The organism is Pseudomonas sp. Irchel s3a12, assembly GCF_900187485.1.
GTDB lineage: Bacteria > Pseudomonadota > Gammaproteobacteria > Pseudomonadales > Pseudomonadaceae > Aquipseudomonas > Aquipseudomonas neuropathica.
Genome location: NZ_FYDN01000005.1, coordinates 137,206 through 158,755 on the forward strand (window position 1 = coordinate 137,206; position 21,550 = coordinate 158,755).

General features: G+C 53.3%; 25 protein-coding genes and 1 tRNA gene. 9 read left to right on the top strand and 17 right to left on the bottom strand.

Features of this window, described 5'->3' with window-relative positions:
• Nucleotides 1–216 precede the first annotated feature (216 nt).
• The 5 genes from CKW14_RS10465 (at nt 217) to CKW14_RS10485 (ending at nt 3,984) form a co-directional block, all read left to right on the top strand.
• Nucleotides 217–1,539 carry an OprD family porin gene (locus CKW14_RS10465; protein ID WP_095125290.1) on the top strand — a complete coding sequence of 441 codons (1,323 nt, stop codon included), beginning with the start codon at nt 217–219 and terminating at the stop codon, nt 1,537–1,539.
• A gap of 232 nt (nt 1,540–1,771) precedes the next feature.
• Nucleotides 1,772–2,518: a 2OG-Fe dioxygenase family protein gene (locus tag CKW14_RS10470; protein ID WP_034151909.1), complete on the top strand. Its 747-nt coding sequence runs from the start codon at nt 1,772–1,774 to the stop codon at nt 2,516–2,518.
• A 79-nt stretch (nt 2,519–2,597) separates the two neighbouring features.
• Nucleotides 2,598–2,975 carry a GNAT family N-acetyltransferase gene (locus CKW14_RS10475; protein ID WP_008080517.1) on the top strand — a complete coding sequence of 126 codons (378 nt, stop codon included), beginning with the start codon at nt 2,598–2,600 and terminating at the stop codon, nt 2,973–2,975.
• Nucleotides 2,972–3,688, top strand: a complete 717-nt coding sequence (locus CKW14_RS10480; RefSeq protein ID WP_007909125.1) for an AzlC family ABC transporter permease — start codon at nt 2,972–2,974, stop codon at nt 3,686–3,688. The genes CKW14_RS10475 and CKW14_RS10480 overlap by 4 nt, the downstream gene beginning before the upstream one ends.
• The gene (locus tag CKW14_RS10485; RefSeq protein ID WP_007952614.1) at nt 3,667–3,984 is read left to right on the top strand and encodes an AzlD domain-containing protein; all 318 of its coding nucleotides are present in this window, start codon (nt 3,667–3,669) and stop codon (nt 3,982–3,984) included. Before CKW14_RS10480 ends, CKW14_RS10485 begins: the two co-directional genes overlap by 22 nt.
• On the opposite strand, the gene CKW14_RS10490 is transcribed toward CKW14_RS10485, so the two are convergent.
• Nucleotides 3,901–4,827, bottom strand: coding sequence for a LysR family transcriptional regulator (locus tag CKW14_RS10490; protein WP_008080520.1), 927 nt, complete (start codon nt 4,825–4,827; stop codon nt 3,901–3,903). The genes CKW14_RS10485 and CKW14_RS10490 overlap by 84 nt on opposite strands.
• A gap of 858 nt (nt 4,828–5,685) precedes the next feature.
• Here CKW14_RS10490 and CKW14_RS10500 point away from each other — a divergent pair.
• Nucleotides 5,686–6,093, top strand: a complete 408-nt coding sequence (locus CKW14_RS10500) for an MbcA/ParS/Xre antitoxin family protein (protein ID WP_095047136.1) — start codon at nt 5,686–5,688, stop codon at nt 6,091–6,093.
• 2 nt (nt 6,094–6,095) lie between these two features.
• A complete protein-coding gene (locus CKW14_RS10505) occupies nt 6,096–6,770 on the top strand; it encodes an RES family NAD+ phosphorylase (RefSeq protein ID WP_095047137.1) in 675 nt (224 codons plus the stop codon).
• Nucleotides 6,771–6,812: 42 nt separating this feature from the next.
• Here the strand turns inward: CKW14_RS10505 and CKW14_RS10510 are convergent, their stop codons facing one another.
• Nucleotides 6,813–7,094, bottom strand: a complete 282-nt coding sequence (locus CKW14_RS10510) for a DUF3077 domain-containing protein (protein WP_095047138.1) — start codon at nt 7,092–7,094, stop codon at nt 6,813–6,815.
• Between the two features lie 471 nt (nt 7,095–7,565).
• Between CKW14_RS10510 and CKW14_RS10515 the strand changes: the two genes are divergently transcribed.
• Together CKW14_RS10515 and CKW14_RS10520 are read left to right on the top strand one after the other, a co-directional pair.
• Nucleotides 7,566–7,883 carry a hypothetical protein gene (locus CKW14_RS10515; protein WP_026000690.1) on the top strand — a complete coding sequence of 106 codons (318 nt, stop codon included), beginning with the start codon at nt 7,566–7,568 and terminating at the stop codon, nt 7,881–7,883.
• Nucleotides 7,873–8,157, top strand: coding sequence for a DNA-binding transcriptional regulator (locus CKW14_RS10520; protein WP_016986316.1), 285 nt, complete (start codon nt 7,873–7,875; stop codon nt 8,155–8,157). Before CKW14_RS10515 ends, CKW14_RS10520 begins: the two co-directional genes overlap by 11 nt.
• 660 nt (nt 8,158–8,817) lie before the next feature.
• Here CKW14_RS10520 and CKW14_RS10525 read toward each other — a convergent pair.
• From CKW14_RS10525 to CKW14_RS10595, 15 genes are all read right to left on the bottom strand, one after another.
• Nucleotides 8,818–9,432: a hypothetical protein gene (locus CKW14_RS10525; RefSeq protein WP_095047139.1), complete on the bottom strand. Its 615-nt coding sequence runs from the start codon at nt 9,430–9,432 to the stop codon at nt 8,818–8,820.
• A gap of 7 nt (nt 9,433–9,439) precedes the next feature.
• Nucleotides 9,440–10,099 carry an HEXXH motif-containing putative peptide modification protein gene (locus tag CKW14_RS10530; RefSeq protein WP_176471273.1) on the bottom strand — a complete coding sequence of 220 codons (660 nt, stop codon included), beginning with the start codon at nt 10,097–10,099 and terminating at the stop codon, nt 9,440–9,442.
• A gap of 161 nt (nt 10,100–10,260) precedes the next feature.
• Nucleotides 10,261–10,842, bottom strand: coding sequence for a cyclophane-containing peptide 2OG-Fe(II) oxygenase YhhC (gene yhhC, locus CKW14_RS10535; protein WP_095047141.1), 582 nt, complete (start codon nt 10,840–10,842; stop codon nt 10,261–10,263).
• On the bottom strand, nt 10,839–11,960 hold the full coding sequence (yhhB, locus tag CKW14_RS10540; RefSeq protein ID WP_176471274.1) for a cyclophane-forming radical SAM/SPASM peptide maturase YhhB: 1,122 nt from the start codon (nt 11,958–11,960) through the stop codon (nt 10,839–10,841). Before yhhB ends, yhhC begins: the two co-directional genes overlap by 4 nt.
• A 16-nt stretch (nt 11,961–11,976) precedes the next feature.
• Nucleotides 11,977–12,162: a YhhA family cyclophane-containing RiPP gene (yhhA, locus tag CKW14_RS30405; RefSeq protein WP_371857738.1), complete on the bottom strand. Its 186-nt coding sequence runs from the start codon at nt 12,160–12,162 to the stop codon at nt 11,977–11,979.
• A gap of 304 nt (nt 12,163–12,466) precedes the next feature.
• Nucleotides 12,467–13,018, bottom strand: coding sequence for a hypothetical protein (locus CKW14_RS10545; protein WP_095047142.1), 552 nt, complete (start codon nt 13,016–13,018; stop codon nt 12,467–12,469).
• A gap of 121 nt (nt 13,019–13,139) precedes the next feature.
• Entirely contained in the window at nt 13,140–13,451 is a 312-nt protein-coding gene (locus CKW14_RS10550; protein ID WP_095047143.1) for a hypothetical protein, read from the bottom strand.
• Nucleotides 13,448–14,428 (bottom strand): integrase domain-containing protein, encoded by a 981-nt coding sequence (locus CKW14_RS10555; RefSeq protein WP_095047144.1) that lies wholly within the window; start codon nt 14,426–14,428, stop codon nt 13,448–13,450. Before CKW14_RS10555 ends, CKW14_RS10550 begins: the two co-directional genes overlap by 4 nt.
• Before the next feature lie 821 nt (nt 14,429–15,249).
• Complete coding sequence (locus tag CKW14_RS10565) at nt 15,250–16,407, bottom strand: AAA family ATPase (RefSeq protein ID WP_095047146.1); 1,158 nt, start codon at nt 16,405–16,407, stop codon at nt 15,250–15,252.
• Nucleotides 16,408–16,638: 231 nt separating this feature from the next.
• Nucleotides 16,639–16,714, bottom strand: a tRNA-Thr gene (locus tag CKW14_RS10570).
• Nucleotides 16,715–17,144: 430 nt separating this feature from the next.
• Complete coding sequence (locus CKW14_RS10575; RefSeq protein WP_095125291.1) at nt 17,145–18,380, bottom strand: methyltransferase; 1,236 nt, start codon at nt 18,378–18,380, stop codon at nt 17,145–17,147.
• The gene (locus CKW14_RS10580; RefSeq protein ID WP_007909164.1) at nt 18,361–19,050 is read right to left on the bottom strand and encodes an ABC transporter permease; all 690 of its coding nucleotides are present in this window, start codon (nt 19,048–19,050) and stop codon (nt 18,361–18,363) included. Before CKW14_RS10580 ends, CKW14_RS10575 begins: the two co-directional genes overlap by 20 nt.
• Nucleotides 19,050–19,742 carry an ABC transporter permease gene (locus CKW14_RS10585; protein WP_007909165.1) on the bottom strand — a complete coding sequence of 231 codons (693 nt, stop codon included), beginning with the start codon at nt 19,740–19,742 and terminating at the stop codon, nt 19,050–19,052. The genes CKW14_RS10580 and CKW14_RS10585 overlap by 1 nt, the downstream gene beginning before the upstream one ends.
• Before the next feature lie 78 nt (nt 19,743–19,820).
• Complete coding sequence (locus tag CKW14_RS10590) at nt 19,821–20,570, bottom strand: ABC transporter substrate-binding protein (RefSeq protein WP_034153033.1); 750 nt, start codon at nt 20,568–20,570, stop codon at nt 19,821–19,823.
• A 13-nt stretch (nt 20,571–20,583) separates the two neighbouring features.
• On the bottom strand, nt 20,584–21,357 hold the full coding sequence (locus tag CKW14_RS10595; RefSeq protein ID WP_007909167.1) for an ABC transporter ATP-binding protein: 774 nt from the start codon (nt 21,355–21,357) through the stop codon (nt 20,584–20,586).
• Between the last annotated feature and the right edge of the window lie 193 nt (nt 21,358–21,550).

The window sequence follows — 21,550 nt, forward strand, 5'->3', positions numbered from 1 at the left end:
ATTTAAAGACGATTCTTGAAATTGACACATTGTTCAGGGCACGGCTACGATTCGGCCCAACGCCTGTGGCCAACCGCCATGACTCAAAATAAGGAGCAGGCCCGCCATCACATTATCGTGGGCGGGCCTTTTTGTTTCGGGGTGAATAAAAGAGTGCAAAAGCGCCGTTTCCGCCGTTCGACACAGCGCGTTTCAACCCGTAATAAGGAAAACAAAATGTTGAACAAGCGAATCAGTCTGATCGCACTGGGGATGTTGAGTGCCACTCAGGCCATGGCTAACGACCAGGCCGAGTCCAAGGGGTTTGTTGAAGACAGCAGCCTCAAAGTGCTGCTGCGCAATGCCTACATCAATCGTGATTACAAAAACGGTAACGACGACAAGGCCGAATGGGGCCAAGCGGCCATCGGTACGTTCTCGTCCGGTTTCACTCAAGGCACCATCGGTGTCGGCGTCGACGCTTTCGGTCTGTACGCCCTGCGTCTGGACGGCGGCAAGGGCCGTAGCGGCGCCGGTGGTATCGACTTCTTCAAGCAAGAAAACAGCTATCAGGAAGGCCACTACGGCAGTGCGGCCAACGACCTGGCCAAGGCCGGCGCGGCGGTGAAGTTTCGCTTCTCCAACACCGTGCTGACCTACGGCGACCAGATGCCGGCCCTGCCGGTGCTGAACTACGACAACTCGCGCCTGCTGCCGGAAAGTTACACCGGTACCCTGATCACTTCCAAAGAGATCAAAGGCCTGGAACTGAACGCCGGTCGTTTCACCGCTGAATCGCGCAAAAGCGATGAAGGCCGTGACAGCGGTGGTCTGAAGTCGATCAACGTATTGGGCGGTAGCTACCAGTTCACTGAAAACTTCAAAGGCGCGCTCTACGCTTCCGACGTCGAAGACGTATTGAAGAAACAATACGTGAACGCCAACTACGTGTTGCCGTTCAACAAGGATCAGTCGCTGACCCTGGACTTCAACGGCTATCGCACCAAGCTGGACAGCTCCTACGTGCGCGAAAACACCGTGCCTGGCAAAAGCATCGTCACCGGTCAGGACAACAAGATCTGGAGCCTGGCAGCCACCTTCGCCACCGGCCCGCACTCGTTCACCGTGGCGCACCAGCGCTCCACTGGCGACAGCAACCTGGGCTACGCCTACGGCGGCTACCAGAAAGATCAGCAGCGTGTCGGCGATGGCGGCAACACCATCTACCTGGCCAACTCCTACTGGTCGGACTTCAACGCTGAAGACGAGCGCAGCTGGCAGTTGGGCTACGGCCTCGACTTCGGCGCATTCGGCGTACCGGGCCTGAGCTACAACTTCGCTTATGTGCGTGGCGACAACATCACCACGTCCACCAGCGAAGGCGGCACCGAGCGCGAAATCTTCAACCAGTTCAAGTACGTCGTGCAAAGTGGCCCGGCCAAAGACCTGAGCGTGAAACTGCGCAGCTCGATCCTGCGTGTTTCGCAGAAATCCAGCGAGTACAACGTCAGCGGTAACGAACTGCGCGTTTTCGTGGATTACCCGATCAACATTTTCTAATGCCTGATCCAGTGTAAGAAACGTAAGAAAAACCCCGACTGGTTCGGGGTTTTTTTTCGACGGTTTTTCGATGGAAACCGGAATAAACCGGTGTTTTTGTCATGTAAAAGTTGTTTTCAGGTCGCTTCAAGCGCCGCTTCAAACAGGACTTTAAATGCCTGAAATTCTTTCTCATGGACGCAAATTCTCCACCTAATAGATTAGGCCGCTCAACGCAGCGGAGAATTTGGTAATGATCGTTTTGAACAGAGAAGTGGGCGAATCGCTACGGCGCGACAAATATGTCAACGTCCAGGGTGGTGACTTCAATCTCTACGGTCATTTTGCCGACTTCGTCAGACTGACCAAAAGTTGGGAAAACATGGAGCCTGACAGCTACTACGGTCAGGCCGAAGCCGGCATGCGTTACCGTCGTTATAGCGACTTTGAGTACAACCCGAAAACCCGCGAGCTCAAGCAACTCGAGCATCGCGCCTACGTGCAGTCGAAAGAGAACAACGCCTATGTTGGCGGCCTGGTACGACACTTTCAGGACTTCTCCGATGAAGTAATTACTTCACCGGTGATGCGCAGCCTGATCGACACCGATTTCGAAGTGTACAAAAGCGTACTGCCGGAAGAGCTGCACGATGAAATCTGGCAGTGCCAGATCCATCAGATCCGCATCGAAATCAAACCCGGCAAGCAACTGGAAATCACCCCCGAAGGCATTCACTGCGACGGCTATCCGTTCAGCGGTGTGCACTTCTGGGGCCGCAATAATGTCGAGGGCGCGGAGAGTCGTTTGTACGACATCCACGAGCATCAACTGGCGTCGACCACTTACCAGGAAATTCTCGACACCACCTACTTCCTCGATCGCGACATGCGCCACTACGTGACCCCGGCCCGCAACACGCACACCCATGCGATGGCGTACCGGCAGATTCTGGCGATCTCCTTCTCGCGGCCCGGGACCGCTTTCGACATTGTTCGCTAATCAGATCACCCCAATCGACGGCGTCGAGTGCTCGACGCCGGTGGTGCTGCGACGCGCCACGGCCAAGGATGCGCAGCGCATGGAGCGCTTTTTCCGCCAGTTCGACGAAGTGTCCTTCTGCGAGTGGCAGGACGCCAAGTGCCTGCGTGGCGTGCTGATCCAGAAAACCACCACGGCCTATCTCGCCTTTGACGTGGCGGGCGAGATCGTCGGCGCGGTACTCGGTGGCATGCTCGGCAGTCGCGGCACCATCAATCATCTGGCGGTCAGCCCGCGCTATCGCAGCCAGGGCGTGGGTCAACGACTGGTTGAAGCGGCGTCGTCCGATATGAAACGGGTCGGCGTGTTACGGATGTTTCTGTTCGTCGACGATGCTAACCTCGCGGGCAAGCGATTCTGGACTGCCCAGGGTTTTTGCGAGCCCCACGGCGAGCGGACATTTGAGAGGGATCTATGAATGAAACGTCCGGCAGTGCGCCGCTGATGGCTGCCCATCAGCCGTCGCGCACGTTTGCCGAAGCCAGCCCGGTCGTCGCTGGCTACTTCACGGTGTCATTCGTGTTCGGGCTGATGGCCGTCAACGCCGGGTTGCCGATGTGGCTGCCAGTGGCGATGTGTTTGTTCGTATATGCCGGCGCTTCGCAATTCGCCGCGCTGGCGCTGATCTCTAGCGGCGCCTCGCTGACCACCATCGTGCTGACTACGTTCCTGATCAATGCGCGGCACATGCTGATGTCGGTGTACATGGCCAAGGCCCTGCGGGCGCTGGGGCTCAGCCGCATGGAACGCTGGGCTTATGCCGGTGGCCTGACCGATGAATCCTTCGCGTTCCACAGCGTCAAACTTGGCACTGGCGCACCGGTCAACGTGCGTTATCTGATCGGCTTCAACCTGTTCTGCCACACCTCGTGGGTGCTCGGTGGTTTGCTTGGCGCGGTCTGCGCACAGTACGCGGCGCACCTGATCAAATATCAGCTCGACTACGCCCTGACGGCGATGATGCTCTACGTGCTGGTGTCGCTGTGCAACACGCGCAACAAACTCATTGCCGCTGCGGCCGCTGTGCTGTGCATGGGCGCGTTGAGTCTGGTCGGCAGTTCGCCGTTCAATGTGTTTATCGCCACGTTTGTGGGCTGCGGAGTGGGTGTATGCCTGACCAAACGTTCCTGATTCTGGTGGTTGCGCTGATGATGGCCGTGACTTTCCTGCCACGCGCGCTGCCACTGCAAGTCAACACCGAGCACTGGCCGCCGTTCGTTGCGCGGGCGCTGGAATACTTGCCGGTGGCGATCGTCGCTGCGATCAGCCTGACACCCTTGTTGATCAAGGATCAGCACATACAGCTCGATCGCCCGGAATTCTATGCCGCGATTCCGACGTTGTTATGTGCGTATTTCAGCAAAAACCTCTTTCTCAGTGTGGCGGTTGGGACGGCTGCGTACATTGCGCTCGGCTCGTTCATGTAACGGCAAATCGACAACGTCGCTGAGCGCCTGGCTCGACAACTCCGGATTGTTCACCGCCAGGCGCACCTCGAGGAAATCCTCGAAACCGGGGAAAATCGTCAGGCCGTTCTTCTGCGCGGCCTCACGCGAAACCATGCCGACCGCATCCATCTGCGTAATCAACGACAGCGTCAACGTTTCACTGCACGAATAGACCATGCGCTGGCCGTTCTCGTGATTGCCCAGCCCGGCGTCGAGAAAACGCAAAAAGCTGTGGGAATACGGACAATCTTCCGCAGGACGCACCTGAAACTTGTTGCCCAGTAATGTCAGCGGATCGTTTTCCTGCCCGCAATGCGCGCCGACCACTTGTACCTGCACATCCGGCAAGACAATGCTCGGCAAACCCGGCCGCTGCGGACCGATCAGCACCGCAAGGTCAAAGTCCTCATTTTTCAGCTTGCTGAGGTTTTCCATCGACTCGGCGTAGCTGAATTCCATCTGATAATCGGGAAACACCTCGATCAGGCGTCCGATCATTCGCCGGTTGAAATCAGGCGACAAGGTGTTGTTCAACGCAACCTTCAACGTGCGCTGGCCCGGCACTTTCAGTGCCTCGACTTTCTCTTCCATCTGTCGCGTGGCAATCAGCACTTTGTCCATATAAGGCGTCAGCTCAGTGCCTTGCGGCGTCAGCGTCAGCCCTTTGTTGGAACGTCGAAACAAGCGGAAACCGAACTGCTCTTCGACCTTGTTCAACTGCGCGGCCAACGCCTGCACAGTCAGGCACGAATGCTCGGCTGCGGCCGACAACGAGCCGGTCTGCACGATGCGCATGAGGTTGCGTAAGGTTCTGCTATCCATGGGTAATGCCCTCTGAAGTGGGCTGGGTATTGTTGTTTACGAGACTGCCGGTCAGGCGCCATATGCTGGCTATATTCCTGTACCTGAGCATAGTTGTCGCGGGTTTAGTAGCGAATCGATGTCCTCGCCGATGGCTGGAGGCTGACACAGGATCGGGGTTTTTGGTGACGTGGGGGTGATGGGGGTCAAAAAAAGTGCGTGGTTTTGGTGCGAGGGGGCGATTTTTCACGGGGAAAAGGCTGACAACGTTAGTGGTTTTGGCCTGCGAAATACGTGGATGCGTCTTAGGCTAACTTGCGACCGAGCTGATAGCGGCGACTCGTCAAAGCAGATGAAGTAGCAGTGGGAAGGCATCAAGCCTATATGGCTGCGGATCCGAATGAGGTGGGCGAATTGAGTGCATCACAAGAAGCGGTTGATCTGGACTGCCCAAATGGCACCCGGCAGCACCAGGTTATTGAGACTCGAGAGCGGCCTTCCGTTGCACGAATCCCTACGGATAAGACAGCTCAAACGATGTTGGAAGCACTGAATATTCTGCAGCGGTTTGAGTCGGTCGACGGAATGCTCAAATAATTGAGGCAATAAAAAACCGACATCGCTGTCGGTCTTTTTTTACTCCCCAAATAGGGAGAGAGGTCTCACCCGGACACTGATCCTCAGGTCATCAATGGGGTTCCTAACGCCGACTATCGCCACCTGATAGCAGTCGGTTTCGCGCTCTTGGGCCGATTCTCGGCATCGCGAGTAAAGCTGTCAATCTGGGTTTGGATTATTGTCTCTACGCTTGCGAATCAGATTTATAAATTGGTTCATATCTGTACTAGTATGAAAGCAAATCAAATCAGGAGAGGCGCAATGACTACCTCATCCCCAGCCCTCATCCCACGTGAACAACTTGATGCCCCCGAAGCGGGCCGCGTCGCGCTGAAGTTCTTCTTCAACCTTATGGAGCGCTGGGGCTGTAGCGCCGAGCAGCAACGCACATTACTCGGCGGCGTTGGTAACACCACGTTCTACAAATACAAACACCTGCCGAACATACGTCTGCCTAACGACACCCTTGAGCGCATCTCCTACCTGATGGGCATTCATAAGGCGTTGAGCATCATCTTCAGCAACAGCCGTGAGCGTGCCTACACGTGGGTCAGTAGTCCGAACACGGCAGCGCCATTCAATGGCCAAACGGCGCTGGAATACATGCTGGCTGGGCGCGTGATCGATATCGCCGACGTTCGCCGCTACCTCGACGGGGTGCGCGGTTGAAAATGCCCGATTTGGTGGATGTGCAATGGCCGAGAGCCTACCGGATCGTCAACAGCAGCTTCCCGCCGATCGCGTTGTTCGAAGACGTGCTCGATCCCGAAGACCTGGAAGTTGCCTACGCGCTAGAAGCGCTGACCAACGATCGCCTGATCGAACAGGCCGGGGTTCTCGCCCGAGTGCGTCCCGAAGATCGACTCTCCGGCCCCGGCTCGACTCCGGTGATGGCTGCGTTTACCCACATCGGCAAACGCAGTCGTTTCTGCGACGGCAGCTTCGGCGTTTACTACGCTGCGAGCAGCCAAGCCGCGGCCATCTCCGAAACCTGTTATCACCAGGAGCGATTTCTTGCGGCAACCCAAGAAGCGGATCTTGAGTTGACCATGCGGACTTACGTCAATCGGGTGGTTAAACCGCTGCACGATATCCGCCACGATCACCCCGAGCTGCACAATCCGGATCCTGAGGTTTACGGGCCGTCTCAGCTATTCGCCCGTCAACTGCGCGAAACCGAGTCGTGGGGACTGCTCTACAACAGCGTTCGTTTGCCGGGCCATGAGTGTGTCGCCGCGTTTCGACCTCCAGCGGTATCGGTTCCGAAGCAGGGCAAGCATTTGCGGTATGTGTGGAGTGCAAGTCAGCAGAAGATTTCGTTTGTGCTTGAGATCAGTCAGGTCTGAAACGCAAAAGCCCTCGTATCGGCGAGGGCCTGACACCGGCGTTCACATCAACGGCTTGTCCGGCGGCGCATCCAATACTTTCACGACATCATCGATCAGCGCTTTGCTCAATTCCTGCAAATACTGCGAGGCATAAGCGTGAAGGTCAGGATCGCGCGCGACTGAAGTGTCCGCAGTGAGCAGTCGTGAAATGTGAAGCAAGTGAGAGGCGTGGGAAAGGGCGGCGATTACGGGAACACCACGATTGGTGCGGAACATCGCTTGATTGGAGTGGAAGGAAAAGTGGGTGAGGCCCAGGGTTTTCAGATCTTGAGAATGGGTCATTTCGGTTCACCTGCCGTTCGAGATGGACGGTGTAAATTGACCGGTGTTGCTGACGGATCAATGGCTTTCATTTGTTAACTCCCTGTATCAAATGAGAGCTGCCAATTCGTTATCAGACGAATGGGTGGCAGCTATGCGCGGGCTGATAAACCGGAGATACAGGAACCCGGCAGACCCGAAGGTCTCCCACGCACAGCCGCCATTGCACGGTTATGCAGACACAAAAAATGCGCCGGCAAATGTGAGTTGGGGCGCTGGTGCGCCTGTATCTTACGCGGGTTATCAGGCCCGGTCGCTGAATTGGCAGCGACGAACTGAACGGTAGCTTTGCGAGGGGCGAATGAGCAACGGTGGCTAGTAGTGGCTTGTCGTTACAACAGATTTCACAAGGCTTCGCGCCATGCATTTCGTCGATCTGTCCCTATAAACGTTTATGGTTTGTTTGTACGGCGTAGCCGTATAGTCAGGTTCATGTATACAATCATCGAAACGGAAATGTTCAAGCGCTATGCAGACGCCATATGGGTCGATGGTGAGCGCCATGAATTCATAAATTGGCTTGCTGCAAATCCTCTGGCTGGTGATGTCGTGCCTGGCAGTGGAGGTTTGCGCAAGGTGCGGTGGACTCGCAACGGCATGGGTAAGCGAGGCGGTACACGTGTCATTTATTACAACACGCTTTCTGAAGGCTCGATCTGGTTACTCATTGCCTACACCAAGGCAAAGTTTGACGATTTGCCCTTAGCCTTCCTTAAGCAACTGAAGGAGGAAATCAGCGATGGTCGATGAACTGGAGCAATTCCAGCAGGACTTGCTGGAATCTGTACGTCAGATGAAGGCTGGAAAGGCTGCACGCGTGACTCAAGTGCCGCTCTCTGCGGCAGCAGAAGCGCGTGCCAAAGTGGGCGTTTCTCAAAGTGCGTTCGCCAAACTGATCGGTGTGAGTCTGCGGACTTTGCAGGATTGGGAGCAGGGGCGCAGGCAGCCGACGGGTGCGGCTCAAACTCTCCTTAGGGTCGCCAGCCAGCATCCGGAAGCTTTGCGGGATCTGCATCCTGCTTGATACCACTTAAAACCTTTGGGCAGACTTCTGCTACAGAAAACAACGAAGCCCCTGCATTTCTGCAGGGGCTTTGTTTTGTATGGTGCGGCACCAAGAATCGAATTGCTACATAAGCTAATGATTTATATCATTATTTTATCCTATAGTATTATGCGCTACCTCATGGAGTATCCTTATCCCTAGCTTTAATACTATGCAATCTACTTGTCGCGCATATGGGCGGCTGGGCTGATGCTGGTAGTTACAGAGTTTTTGACTGATTCATTAATACTCGGATAAGTAAAATTGATATCGCAAAGGGATGCCATGGTGTATTTAAAAATTCTGTTCTGGAACTACATTCCCTCTGGCGGTCAACTTCACGGGTGAACTTTAGAGCTCGAAAGTAAGATGCCGCAGATCCGAGTGCTTGGCTTCACGATTGCCCCAACTGCCGGGTCAATTTTCAGCAACGCGGTAATGAGAGCATAGGGCCTACTAAATGGCGTGGACTGGGAAAGTTAGAGGGGTTAGAAAAGAGTGCGAGCAGCTTGGACTTGTTGTCTGTGTGCTGTGGAAGGTAGATTAAATCTGAGTAATAAAAACGTCCTGGCGCGTATGACTAAAGAAAGCGTTTGTCCAAGGAATTTGTAAAGAAAATCAACTCGCTTTTACTGAAAATTATCTGATAGGTTTTCGTAAAATTATAGCGACATCATGACATATGGTTTTGTCCCACATCAAAATTGGAGCTACTACTAAGCGTTCTAGAATAATTGTCTCAAAACCATTAACGTCCCTGACCGGCCCATCTCCGAAATGTGGGTGACACACATGCCCGCCAGGCTTTAAGATACTTTTAAACGTCTCATAGTCATCTCTTGAGCTATCAAACTCCCAGCCTTCGGCGCCGCTGTAATCGTAAGAGTCATGAAAAATAAAGTCATATTCTTTTTTGCTTAACTCTAAGGATCTCCAATCACCTAAGATAGGCTTTACTGATGGGTGCTGATTAGAGAATACTAGTAGATCGCTATATATTCCTTTATCTATTTCTATGATGTCATGTCTATTGGGTGAAAGTTCTTTCTGAATTAGTTTTGCAGAAATTCCTAACCCAAAACCGATCTCTAAAGTATTTCTCGATAAAATATTGGTTTCTTTGAGCTTGCTGAAAAGCTTCTCAAAGTAATCAGTTTCACTACTGGACATCACCACTTGATCATTCCAAATAAGATGATCTTTGTCTTTGACGTCAAACTTCAACTCAAGTGTGCGCACCTTCTGATTCGACATGAAGTACTTATCCTTCTAGGGAACAGGTCATAGTATCGAATAAAGTTTTTCCGCTATCAGTAAGAGAGTCGTAACAAGCGTCGTAGTTTAACAAGGCAAACTCTTCTTGAATTTCCCTTAGTCGATAGCATGCATAGTCGTACCCTTCTGGCGTATTTTTTATCAACTCAAGCCATTGCTTGATTGCAGTAAATACGTACAGTGCATGCATAATTCCCGATGTTGGGCGTAACATTTTTTTCCATGGAGAATAAAATTTTGATTTGTCATCATGAACTAGGCTGATTTCTTTCTCTATAATCGAAAGCTGCAGGTGCATAGCCTCATGAATGATGGATTCTGCTAGCCTTAATTTAGGGTGTTTATTATCTGTTGCAATGGAAATAAAAATACTAAACGGTAGTTCAGGGTCTGTAAAGCTGATGTCAAAGCCAGGATCTGCATGGATTATATGGACTGACTTTACCAGGTTTGAGATAACGTCCAGTAGTGTCGGTGATACTCTAATTAGGTCGATGGCAGAGTCTATTTTTTCTATTGTTTCAGGAGCGCAAAACCGCTCAAGGCTTACTTGTCTTACTTTTTGTTTAGCGAAAAACTTAGCATGTGCGTCACATAAGAACTCTAATTTTGCAGCTGGAAGGGCGGAGATAGGAAGAATCTTCACTGGCTCAGCTTCTTTACTGCTAATTATTGAAGCTGTACTATAATTTTCCAAATGGTAACTGTAGCGGCCCGAGTGAAAAATAATAAATGACGCGAGATTTGGCCACCATATATCAGATCGAGAATTATTCAGATACTTCTGAATATGGGTTTGTAAAGAAATCATTTCTCAGCCCTAAAGAACGAAAAAACAATAGTAAATCTTTTTCCAGAATTTATAGCAGATACAGCGTGGAACGACCTAGGTGATATTTCAAATGCAAAGGCAGTATTGTGCAGCGGCAGAAACGCACTCGATAAACTTTCAGGTGTTTTGTCAGAAAAAATCATTAAAATACCCCCGTTCGCTTCTGTCCAACCCCTATTGAGCTGGATTAAAACCCTATGAGTTTCTTGCTTCGGGATAAAGTCGTTATGTATTTTAATTACTTGACTACCTATTAGTTTGTGCGCTGTTATGTCAATTCTGTCAGATAAATCAACTCTAAATAACTGTTCGATATTTTCACGAAGCTTGCTTATAGCGTCTTTTGAAAAAATTCTGTTAATGTGATCTGGTAGTTGTAGTCCATGAAAACTGAATTCATACTGTTGGTAGAATTCAGCAATTTTTAACTTCCAGGGTGCATCACTTTCAAGCCAAGTAAGAAGCACTTCACTGTCTGCGTCTGAAAGCGCGCCTTCTTGTAGTGCGTGTGGGTAAGGGGCTATTCTTGGAATATTTAGAAAATTAGGAAGCGTCAACGGAGCATTCCTTCGTTGTTAAGAATAGTAATAGCTTTACTTATCAATAGTTTTTGATCACTGCAGTAGACTGATGGATTGTCATATGCGTTTTCCCTACTCCAGCGATGAAGTGGCATTCCACCGCCACATATGGTCAGGTATTTGCAAGAGTTACATTCACTTGACGTCGGGCGCTGAAGCTTATAGTACTCTTCGAAGCTTGATGTGTTAAATGCTTCTGATAATCGATCTGTTGTTATCATCCATTTTTCATCAAACTTATCTGCGCCGTCAAAATTGCTTTTTAATGTATCGTTTTTGGAAAGACTTCCATCAGTCTCAATAATGGCGATGCCATAAAAATTATCGCCAAGCCCCTCTTTAACACCAAAACCACCTAACGCGATACGCAAAATATCATCAAGAAATCTAATTTTAACAGGCTCTCTGTCAGCAATGTAGATATCCAGCAGCTTAGCGAGCCACTCTCCATATTCGGTCGAGATTGAACTATCTTTACCATAGGGGAGGCTAGTGTGATTGCCATCTCGATATAGGAAGTCTATAGATTTTGTTCCAAGTCTCTTTAGACAGTTATAAACTGCTTCAGGGTCTGAGCTAGGATCGATAACAGACAATAACCCTGCATAGAGGAATTCGGAATCAGAATGGTTTTTAAGGAGGGTGATCCCGTCAACAACTTTCTGATAAGTTCCTCGTCCTTGTTTGTCTACTCTAAATTTGTCATTAATGGCTTGAGGGCCATCAATGCTGACCGATACGCTAACTCGATACAGCGCGCATAAATCTAAAATTTCGTCTGTGATCAAAATGCCATTTGTTTGTAGACTTATCGGATACTCAAGTGGCAAAACGCTTCTAAGCTCCGTTAGCAAATACTGGAGGCGCCGCGCTCCCAGCATTAAAGGCTCCCCTCCATGAAGCACGGTGGCAAATTGACTAACTTGGTCTTTGATTAGCTGAGCAAGGGAGCGGGCCAAATCCTTTATTGTGGCTTTGGATATCAAATTTGGCATGTCACGCCAACCTTCATCTCCCATATTATAAATATAGCAGTACGTGCAATTAATATTACATCTGCTCGCGACTTTCACCAGAACCGTATCAATTTGCACGTACTGCACCTTCTACTTAACGATTATGACGGTTATGAACGCGATCGAACGATCCGTATACCATAGGACCGTGATTTTTAACTTCTTCCGCCAAGCGAGCGAGTGTGATGCTCGAAAGACTCGTTGGATCAATTTCCACCTTCGAACCAAACGCACTGGCTTGGTTTGAGGTGGTAGCACTTTGGTTTTGGGTATGTGACATTGCCAATATCCTATTATCTGTGTGGGTGATGGCACTACGATAGCCAAAACATAGAACATGTGCAATATCTAAAAAAATCGTTAAAGATCAACATCTTAGTTATTATTTATGTGAATTTAATAACGCGATAAAGTAAAAAAAACTATAAAAAACAAATAGATATGTTTTTCAAAATAAAAATAGATACCAGGCTTCAGCAAAATCCCGATGATTGCGGTTTACAGCGCCAGAACCCTTCGTGGTAGTGGGCCTAGAAGGCTGCGCCTTGGTCTAACAGCTATTTTTCCGTGTTCTCTCTTTTCCCCTATTTAGTGTGTTCCATGCCGCCATTTGAGCTGTTGGACCGCATACGTTTTTCGCGTTCCAGGGTACGCTCGGTTTTCGGCCCATCCACCACCGTTTTTGGAGCATGTGCTTTCTGCAGACGCTGGACGCCACACTCCTTTTGCAGGGCCAGAGCTATGGTTTTTTCGTTGCGCTTGGCAATGGCCCTTGGCAAACCGGCGATAGCGTCGGTGTAGATCCTCGCCTCTAATCGCCCCCGACTGATGGACATGTAGAAGATATTGAGCGAAGTGGTACGGCTCTTGGTGGTGGCGAAGATCATCACCAGATCATTGGTCAGACCCTGTTCACTGCAAAAAATCGCGGAGTAAGCGTGTTCTAGTTGCAACGGTTTTCTCTCTGGCAACTTCACCACGCACTCCGGCTTTCCGTCCCGCTCTTTGGTCGAAACCAGCTCGATCACAGCGTTGGCTGTGCTGACCAATCGCATCCGGTCGCCGTTGGTCAGGTCGAGTGAGGGGGGGCGGGTGATGTGTACCAAATCGGCAATGGCCAGTTCCGGGTGGTCCATTTTTAGACGCTAAGCTTTTGTAACCTGTCCAGGTTTGATCTGATGGCTCTCGCCATTGCCGCTGGTCACTACTAGTGATGTACCCCGGCATCGACTGCTGGACGTTTTAGATTTCGCTTTTCTATCGCGCTCTTCTGGCCGCTCCATGACATTCGCCTAGTACTTTGAACTGCCAGGGTTTACCTAAGCGGTAAGTGAGCAAGTACACGGTCAGCAAATAGTAATAGCGGGTCGATTCTGCGTACTGGTCCAAGTGCTGATTTAGAAACCAGTAGAGATGTTTTTGCTTCCAGGTCCATGGGTTATCTCGTTGCCAGCGATTAGCAATCGCCACTTGAATGGCCTTTGCCTGGCGTAGGTGACACTGGCGTGTGTCATGTGCTCCGGTCAGGATGCCGGCCAGGAAAAGCTCCATATCGAATGGCTTGCTCATGCTCGACCGCCAATGTAAGCCGATACCACGTGGATACGGCCGTGCCCGAGTTCATAGCTGATTGGGTCTTGGGCCTCCTGATCTAGGTGCCGGTCGATCTGGTAGCAACGGCCACCATTGATGGGTGCGGGATGCTGGGTAATCTGCTCATAGCGTTCGCACGCATAAACCGCCCGTAGTTCATGAAAGCCCTTGAGGTTGTGGGTATGGAGGATGTCCCTTGCAGGGCGGACGATCTGCCGTTGAAAATCGAGGTAGCTTTCGTTCGGCGCAAGCAAGTTGTGACTACCGTCAGGCGAGACCTGTTCGGCAAAACTGAGCGCGTCACGAATATGATCATCTACAGTAATCCAGCGGGGTGCCGACGCGCCGGAGCGGCCACCTTTGGTTCCGTCCTGGATATTGATCTTGCCGTAGTGCTCGGCTTCACGCTTTAGACGCGGAAGGTCGGCCAAAATGGTCTCGCATATGCGCATGCCGGTAGCTCGCGCCAACTGCGCAATGGCCGCGGGGCGCAGCTGCCGGTGCTCGCAAAGCACCTCGGCGATCCGCTTCACCTGTTCGCGGTCTTGGCCTTGCGGCACTGAACGACGAACACTGGTGCGCCGCATGCCTAGCGCCTTACTCGGACTCGGTACTTTCACATACTGATCACCGCGAAGCGCCGCCATCGTTCGGTTCACGCTGGATAACCGGTTCTGCGCGGTGGCGATGCAGATAGCCCCATGTTCAACTTGCTGCTGCAGATGTTCGACGTAGTCCAGCAAGGTCTGCCGATCAACTTTTCGTGCATCGTTAAACCCCGGCCCATCCTCCGACCGACACCAGCGCACGAACGCCTGCCAGCGATCACTGTGCGCCTTGACCGTGCCGTAATGTCCGCAGCCAAATAGATCTTTCAGCGCTTGCGGCCCGGCATAACTCAGTTGCCGGCCATAGCCAAAATTGCGCCCGTCACGTTTACCTACCAGTGCCATTTTCGAACTCCTCTCGAAGCCAAAACTTTTAAAACCTTCCCCACGTCATCCCGCCAAGAATGTTGAGTGTTATCAGGGATCAAGGCCCCTGCGACCTGTGAGGGTTGTCCACAAACGCGGGACTGGCGGCTCTCCACGACCGGGATCTTGGGCATCTCATGATCTGGCCTCCTGAACACCTCTGAAGAAGTGGGCGGGTGGAGGCTGCACTGGGTGACGAGACCGATGCCGCGAGATCCTGAGTCGGGTGAAGGCTGTGATGCGATGACAGGGGCATGCCTGACTGTCAGTCAGGTGCAGTCCACTCCGTGGGCTGCGGCACCATCATCTGCATCGCTGTTGCTGGTGACTTCGGTGTTTGTCACGCCGATTGTCACGAGGGGGAATGCCGCAAAGCCTTGTACGATTTGGGCTGCAGCAGCGGTAGGAGCGCCCGTCTCTTTCCGGGAGAAAGAGACGGGCGCAGGTTGGCGCAATGAAATGGCCAAGCGGATAGGTTGCTGCAGGGCAGCTAGGAAAGGGAATGAGTTGCCGCAGTGGGCACGCTGGTAAAAGTAGGCATCCATCACATCGCTGTGACCGTGCGAGCCGCCGGACGCTAATCGCACTTTGGGAGAACCACCACGGTGTGGTGTAGCCTTAAAGGTTCTGGTTACCTGGGTTGCTGTCAAAGACAGCGTTTTGCCCGATCTTTTCTACGTCTGTGGATAGTTCGTCATCTTTATCTTGGAGGAGTGACGTTCGCCCCGAACTGGCTCACTGAGATGATTGCGTTAACTGCACGGCAGAAATGCCGTCACTGAAAAAAATCAGCCCGCAGCCTAACTCCCCTCTATCAAAGCCCGCTCTTCCAGCCAGATCTCTTGAACAAACTGATCTGTAATCGCATAAATCCCATGGCCGCGTCGCATGATGATGTTCTCGGCAACCAGCGCAATCACCACCGGTTGAATCTCTTCGATCCGTACCTCTCGCCCGACTGACTTTGAATACTCAGCCGCTGCGTCAGTGGAGAAAATTCCGCGAGCATCGCCTGCTGTAGAGGCGATCTTGTTGAAAACGGCTTGAGCGAGGCTACCCAGTTGCTCGACTTTTTCCAGCTCGATGCTCGCCGTTGCCGAGCGCAATGTGCTGGCGATTACCGGTAGGAACACATCGGGCTCGCCCTCTTGCTGTAAGAGTTGGCGTAGGGCCTTCAGCATTTCTTCAGGTCGATTGCCCAAAGTGTCGAACGCTTCGATTGCAGCTTCGAGGGACGGTAATTTGTCCTGCTTCACGGTCATTGCGAGTCGGTTGAGCAGGAATTCAACGTAATCGCCTTTCAGCAATGGATAGGCTGCTGACGTGGCTCCGGAAAAGGCGTGGTTGCGTTTGGCGGTCAGTTCGCTGACTTGCGCTCTGTGCGAACCTGTTCCGATAAATAGAAAGTATCCCGGCGTTTTCGGACGAGGGTTGATTGCATCGCGAGCGGCTTTGAGTGCCAGGAGCAGCTGATTGCCGTCGTCTGAGGAAATGGCGTGCTGCACCTCGTCAATGATCAACACCAGATCAGTCCTAGCTTGATCTATGACTTCGGTGAGTGCTTGCGCCAGTGTTGGGCTGTCGACGTTGCCAATGCTGTCGAGTTTGAAGCCGAACTTGAACCCAGCGGCGCCGATTTCAACATTGCTGACTCGCTTGAATGTTTCCAAGGCAGAGGAGCCAGGTGTTTGCAGATCTTTCAGGGTTTCCCGGATGACGTTGTGCACGAGCGTTGCCGGGTTAGCCAGAGTGTCGCTCCATAAGTCGACGTAGATGACCAAAGCACCTGCTTCTTCCAGGGCCGGGATGAGATCATTCCTCAGAAACGTCGTTTTGCCTGTACGGCGCAGGCCAAACAGAAAGAGCCCTGAGCGCAGACTTTCATCGAGTACATCTGGATTGAGAAGCCGGCGTGCCATTGATTCAGCCAATACAGGGCGCTGAAAAATGCGGCTCATACGATTACACCTCTTTATGCCCACACAATAATTATCGCCAACTCATAATTTGGCATAAAGACTGAAGTGTGAACCTATGAGGCAACGCGATGCTTTCGGGGTTTGTAAGCGGAAGTGTGGCGAGTACGGGGAAGAAGGGAGCAATTTCTACTGAAGCAGAAACACTGCCAAAAATATGACCACCCCAGAAACAACAAAGCCCCTGCATTTCTGCAGGGGCTTTGTTTTGTATGGTGCCGGCACCAGGAGTCGAACCCGGGACCTACTGATTACAAGTCAGTTGCTCTACCAACTGAGCTATACCGGCGTTGTGGGCGACGATTATAGCGATTGGGAAGATCCTGTAAACCCCTGAATTCAGACTATTTTTGCATCGCAGCAAATTAAGCCCTGCGCAATGCGCAACGTAGGATTTGCGCCTTACGTACCATAGGGCTGTTTGACAGGGTGCACAGTTGAATTTCGGCTTTCTTGAGCGCCGCAATTATTCGCTCGGTAAGCCCATTATTCGGCGGTTATGTCGTTTTGATTGGCAGCTTATGCACAACTGAGAGCCACGAAATCGGACTCAGGCGGGGTTTTGTGAATCCATTCTCATTTTGTTCGCAAATACCTGTTTTACAGGTTTTTTATTCATATGAACAAAAAATGACCAGTGCTGTTAATGCAGCGAAACAGGCGCAGATATTGGATCCATGGGAAAACCATCAACAGAGTTATCCACAGGCTGTGATGTTTTAAACGCGTTCGGCCAGTAGCAGCAAATTACGCGGAGTCAGCGGGGTGTCGCAGAAGGTGCCTAGGCGGACGGTGTAGCCCTGTTCTTCAAGGAAAAGCGCTCGATCCAGATTCAGCCAAAGCTCCAGCGGCCGTCGGAACAATCCGCGAAGCAATTCCAGATTGCGAACTTCGGCCAACCGCTGCCAACCGGCCGCTTCCAAGGCTGACCAATCTGGCGAGCCGATTGTGGATAACTCTTTGAGCGCGGCCAGATCGCGACAGTAATCGGCGAACGATTTATCCAGCCAGGCACTGGGCAGCGAGGGCGTCGGCAGGTATTCGTCGACGCCGCGCACTTGGCGTTGCAGCAGATCGAATGCCAAACGACGGGCCATCGAGGTGTCACGCTGGCGTCGGACTCGTGCACCGGCGGTGACGGTTTCGCTCATCGGCAGCGCCAGATCCTCCAACGAGAGTTGTAGGAGCGATCGCGATCCGGCGCGGGACAATGCCTGATATTCGCTGCGTTCGATGCGGTTGTAGCAGCAGGGCGCGATCGCCATTTGCTGGCAACCTGCAGCGCTGGCCAGCTGCATCAAACGTACATGCAGATCCCCGCAGGCGTGGAGAGCGACGGGTGTATGGGGGGCGCTCAATACGGCTGGGGCGTCCGCCGCAAGCACATCCTGTTCGACATGCAGTGCATGTAAGTGATGACGTTGACTCAAGGCCTGACCGCTGGCGACCAACAGAGGGTCGTATTCAACGCAAGTCAGTTGCTGTCCCGACCCCAGCAAGCGCCGCCCCAAGTGTCCCTTGCCTGAGCACCAATCCAGCCAATGCGTCGGCTGCGAGGCAAAGGACAAGCGACTGGCGAACGCTTCAATCTGCTGCCACTTGCGTCCCGGCACATCGACATTCAGTCGATGGCCCGCAGCTTCCAATGGATGCCCCGGCAACTCACCAACAGCGCTCAGCTCAGCCGATAACGCCGCCAATGAAGCGAACGGCTCCGGCGCATCAGCAAGATCAGCAGGTTGGTTATGAGCGTTTTCCGCCTCTTCCAGCGACCGCCCACGTAGCCATAAGGCCAGTTCCGGGTAGGACGCTTCCCAATCAAGAGAAAGATGTGTGAACGGCCGAGGTTTCCACAGCGCCTGATGTTCAATCAAAAAAGCATCCAGTGCTGTGAAGCGGGCGAGTAAGTCCTCGCCCGTCAGCACGTGGGAAATGTCAGCGCCCTTGGCAGGCATCGACGCGTAGCCAGCGCTCCAGCAGCTTGAAGCCGCGTACCAGCACGTAAGCCATCAGCAGATAGAACACGCCCGCCGCGAAGAAGATTTCCACCGGCAGATAGGTGCGAGCAATGATCGTGCGGGCCATGCCGGTCAGTTCCAGCAGAGTCACGGTGCTGGCCAGCGCACTGGCCTTGAGCATCAGGATCACTTCGTTGCTGTAGGCCGGAAGGCCGATGCGCGCGGCACGCGGGAGGATGATGTAGAACATCGCTTTCGGCTTGGACATGCCCAAGGCTCGTGCCGCTTCGATTTCGCCCGGCGGAATCGCCTGAATCGCCCCGCGCAGGATCTCGGCGATGTACGCCGCCGTGTGCAGGGTCATGGTCACGGTCGCACACCAGAACGGATCGCGCAGGTACGGCCACAAGGCGCTTTCGCGCACCGCATCGAACTGCGCCAGTCCGTAATAAACCAGGAACAGTTGAACCAGCAACGGCGTGCCACGGAAAAAGAAGATGTAGGCGTAAGGCAGAGAGCGTACGTACCACAGCTTCGAAGAGCGGGCGATGCCCAGTGGAATTGCCAGCAACAGACCGGCAATCACGGCGATGGCGACCAGTTCCAGGGTCAGGGTCGCGCCCTGTGCCAGTTTCGGCAGCCATTTGATGATGACTTCCCAGTTCATTAAGCGCTCCTCGCAAAGCCGCGAGCGGCGCGTTTTTCCAGGAAGTGCATGCCGGTCATCGCCAGCACGGTCAGGCCCAGGTACATGATCGCGGCGACCATATAGAAGGTGAACGGTTGTTTTGACACGGTCACGCCGATTTGCGCGTGACGCATGATTTCTTCCAGACCGATCACCGAGACCAGCGCGGTGTCTTTCATCAGGATCATGAACAGATTGCCCAGGCCGGGCAGGGCGATGCGCCACATCTGCGGCATGATCAGCCGGGTGAATATCCGCCATTTCGACAGGCCCAGGGCCTGGCCGGCCTCACGGTGGCCTTTGGGAATGGCGAGGATCGCGCCGCGAAACACTTCCGTGGCGTAGGCGCCGAAGCACAGGCCGAGGGCGATCACACCGGCGGCGAAGGCGTTGAGTTGCAGGTCGGGGTTGCCGAAGAACTCACCGAGGGCGCGCATCAGGTTGACCGTTCCGAAGTAGATCAACAGCACCCAGAGCAATTCCGGGACGCCGCGCACAAGGGTCGAATAGGTGCCGCCAAGCCATTGCAGCGGCTTGTACGGGGAAGTCTTGGCCAAGGCGCCGAGCAGACCGAGCACCAGTCCCAGGCACAGGGCCGTAAGGGCCAGTTGGACGGTCATCAGCGCGCCGGCAGCGAGGGCCGGGCCGAATCCGTAGAGGTCGATAATCATGGAGTTCTGTTCAAATTGCGGCAGGCAAAGTCGGGAGCCGGCGCCGTTGCATCACGGCGCCAGTCCCACAGGTCAGGATCAGTAGATGCTGAACGGGAAGTACTTGTCGTTGATCTTCTTGTAGGTACCGTCGGCGACGATTTCCTTAAGGGCGGCATTCAGCTTCTCGCGCAGCGGGTCGCCTTTGCGCACAGCGATGCCGATCTTGTCGCTTTCTACAACCGGGTCGCCCTTGAACTCGTAGTTCTTGCCCGCGTCGCTTTTCAGCCAGTCATAGTTGGCGTACTTGTCGGCGAGGATCGCGTCGACACGACCGGAAGTCAGATCGAGGTAGGCGTTTTCCTGGGTGTCGTAGAGGCTGACTTTGATGTCATCGGCGTAGGTGTCTTCCAGCCAGGTACCGGCCAGAGTGGCGCGCTGAGTACCGATGGTCTTGCCTTTCAGCGAGTCCTTGTCGGTTTTGAAGTCGACGTTTTTCGGGGCGATGAACTGCAGCTTGTTCGAGTAGTACGGGTCGGTGAAATCGACCGCGCCTTTACGCTCTTCGGTGATCGACAGCGAGGAGATCAGGAAGTCGAACTTCTTCGCGTTCAGGGCCGGAATGATGCCGTCCCAGTCGGAAGTGACTACGGTGCACTCGACTTTCATCTTCGCGCAGAGGGCGTCACCGATGTCTTTGTCGAAGCCGACCACGTTGCCGCTGGCATCTTTGTTGTTGAACGGCGGGTAGGCCGCTTCGATGCCCATCTTCAGGGTTTCAGCCATGGCCCCGGCGCTGAACGCTAGGGTGACGGCGGCGGCCAGGAAGACCTTCTTGAAATTCTGCATGCATGTTGCTCCGTTAGCGGTTGCTGGACATGAATTGTTTGCAGCGCGCCGAAAGCGGGTTTTCGAACACCTGCTGAGGCGATCCTTGCTCTTCTATAAGGCCCTGATGAAGGAACACCACTTCGCTGGAGACCTGACGGGCGAAACCCATTTCGTGGGTCACGAGCAGCATGGTACGGCCTTCTTCGGCCAGTGCGCGGATGACACTAAGTACTTCCTGAACCATTTCCGGGTCAAGCGCCGAGGTGGGTTCGTCGAACAGGATCACCTTCGGCTGCATCGCCAGCGTGCGGGCAATCGCCGCGCGTTGTTGCTGGCCACCGGATAATTGCGCCGGGTAGGCGTGGCGCTTGTCGGCGATGCCGACCTTGGCCAGCAGCGCTTCGGCGACTTCGATCGCCTCGGCCTTGCTCTGGCCGAGCACGCGACGCGGCGCCTCGATGATGTTGTCGAGGATGCTCATGTGCGGCCACAGATTAAAGTTTTGAAACACAAAACCAATCTCGGAGCGCAGGCGGTTGATCTGTTTGCCATCGGCGGCAACCAGTTCGCCATTTTTGGCGGCCTTGAGCTTGAGTTCTTCACCGGCTACCAGAATCTGGCCCTGGTGCGGGTTTTCAAGAAGATTGATGCAACGCAGGAACGTGGACTTGCCGGAACCGGAGGAACCGAGGATCGAGATCACATCGCCGTCGCGGGCGGTCAGCGAGATACCTTTAAGCACCTCAAGCTGTCCGTAGCGTTTATGCAGGTTGCGGATTTCAAGCGCGGGCGTGGCCTCAGCCATGTGCGTTCCTCATATATGTTGCGCTCCTGCTGTTGGATGGCCTTCCTGGCGAGGCGGCCAAGCTAGCATAGCGTTTCAATGGCAGCCAACAGCGCTACGAGCGGTTAACGGGTGGCATGTGGCAGGTTGTCGCATCGGCGCAGCAGACTGTCGCCCCATCAACAACCGAACGGGTGTTTGATCGTGCAAACCC

What these genes read in the sequence shown, in the direction of transcription:
- CKW14_RS10465 (WP_095125290.1), top strand. Translation starts at nt 217, where the DNA reads ATGTTGAACAAGCGAATCAGTCTGATCGCACTGGGGATGTTGAGTGCC.
- CKW14_RS10470 (WP_034151909.1), top strand. Translation starts at nt 1,772, where the DNA reads ATGATCGTTTTGAACAGAGAAGTGGGCGAATCGCTACGGCGCGACAAA.
- CKW14_RS10475 (WP_008080517.1), top strand. Translation starts at nt 2,598, where the DNA reads ATGGAGCGCTTTTTCCGCCAGTTCGACGAAGTGTCCTTCTGCGAGTGG.
- CKW14_RS10480 (WP_007909125.1), top strand. Translation starts at nt 2,972, where the DNA reads ATGAATGAAACGTCCGGCAGTGCGCCGCTGATGGCTGCCCATCAGCCG.
- CKW14_RS10485 (WP_007952614.1), top strand. Translation starts at nt 3,667, where the DNA reads ATGCCTGACCAAACGTTCCTGATTCTGGTGGTTGCGCTGATGATGGCC.
- CKW14_RS10490 (WP_008080520.1), bottom strand. Translation starts at nt 4,827, where the DNA reads ATGGATAGCAGAACCTTACGCAACCTCATGCGCATCGTGCAGACCGGC.
- CKW14_RS10500 (WP_095047136.1), top strand. Translation starts at nt 5,686, where the DNA reads ATGACTACCTCATCCCCAGCCCTCATCCCACGTGAACAACTTGATGCC.
- CKW14_RS10505 (WP_095047137.1), top strand. Translation starts at nt 6,096, where the DNA reads ATGCCCGATTTGGTGGATGTGCAATGGCCGAGAGCCTACCGGATCGTC.
- CKW14_RS10510 (WP_095047138.1), bottom strand. Translation starts at nt 7,094, where the DNA reads ATGACCCATTCTCAAGATCTGAAAACCCTGGGCCTCACCCACTTTTCC.
- CKW14_RS10515 (WP_026000690.1), top strand. Translation starts at nt 7,566, where the DNA reads ATGTATACAATCATCGAAACGGAAATGTTCAAGCGCTATGCAGACGCC.
- CKW14_RS10520 (WP_016986316.1), top strand. Translation starts at nt 7,873, where the DNA reads ATGGTCGATGAACTGGAGCAATTCCAGCAGGACTTGCTGGAATCTGTA.
- CKW14_RS10525 (WP_095047139.1), bottom strand. Translation starts at nt 9,432, where the DNA reads ATGTCGAATCAGAAGGTGCGCACACTTGAGTTGAAGTTTGACGTCAAA.
- yhhA (WP_371857738.1), bottom strand. Translation starts at nt 12,162, where the DNA reads ATGTCACATACCCAAAACCAAAGTGCTACCACCTCAAACCAAGCCAGT.
- CKW14_RS10545 (WP_095047142.1), bottom strand. Translation starts at nt 13,018, where the DNA reads ATGGACCACCCGGAACTGGCCATTGCCGATTTGGTACACATCACCCGC.
- CKW14_RS10550 (WP_095047143.1), bottom strand. Translation starts at nt 13,451, where the DNA reads ATGAGCAAGCCATTCGATATGGAGCTTTTCCTGGCCGGCATCCTGACC.
- CKW14_RS10555 (WP_095047144.1), bottom strand. Translation starts at nt 14,428, where the DNA reads ATGGCACTGGTAGGTAAACGTGACGGGCGCAATTTTGGCTATGGCCGG.
- CKW14_RS10565 (WP_095047146.1), bottom strand. Translation starts at nt 16,407, where the DNA reads ATGAGCCGCATTTTTCAGCGCCCTGTATTGGCTGAATCAATGGCACGC.
- CKW14_RS10575 (WP_095125291.1), bottom strand. Translation starts at nt 18,380, where the DNA reads ATGCCTGCCAAGGGCGCTGACATTTCCCACGTGCTGACGGGCGAGGAC.
- CKW14_RS10580 (WP_007909164.1), bottom strand. Translation starts at nt 19,050, where the DNA reads ATGAACTGGGAAGTCATCATCAAATGGCTGCCGAAACTGGCACAGGGC.
- CKW14_RS10585 (WP_007909165.1), bottom strand. Translation starts at nt 19,742, where the DNA reads ATGATTATCGACCTCTACGGATTCGGCCCGGCCCTCGCTGCCGGCGCG.
- CKW14_RS10590 (WP_034153033.1), bottom strand. Translation starts at nt 20,570, where the DNA reads ATGCAGAATTTCAAGAAGGTCTTCCTGGCCGCCGCCGTCACCCTAGCG.
- CKW14_RS10595 (WP_007909167.1), bottom strand. Translation starts at nt 21,357, where the DNA reads ATGGCTGAGGCCACGCCCGCGCTTGAAATCCGCAACCTGCATAAACGC.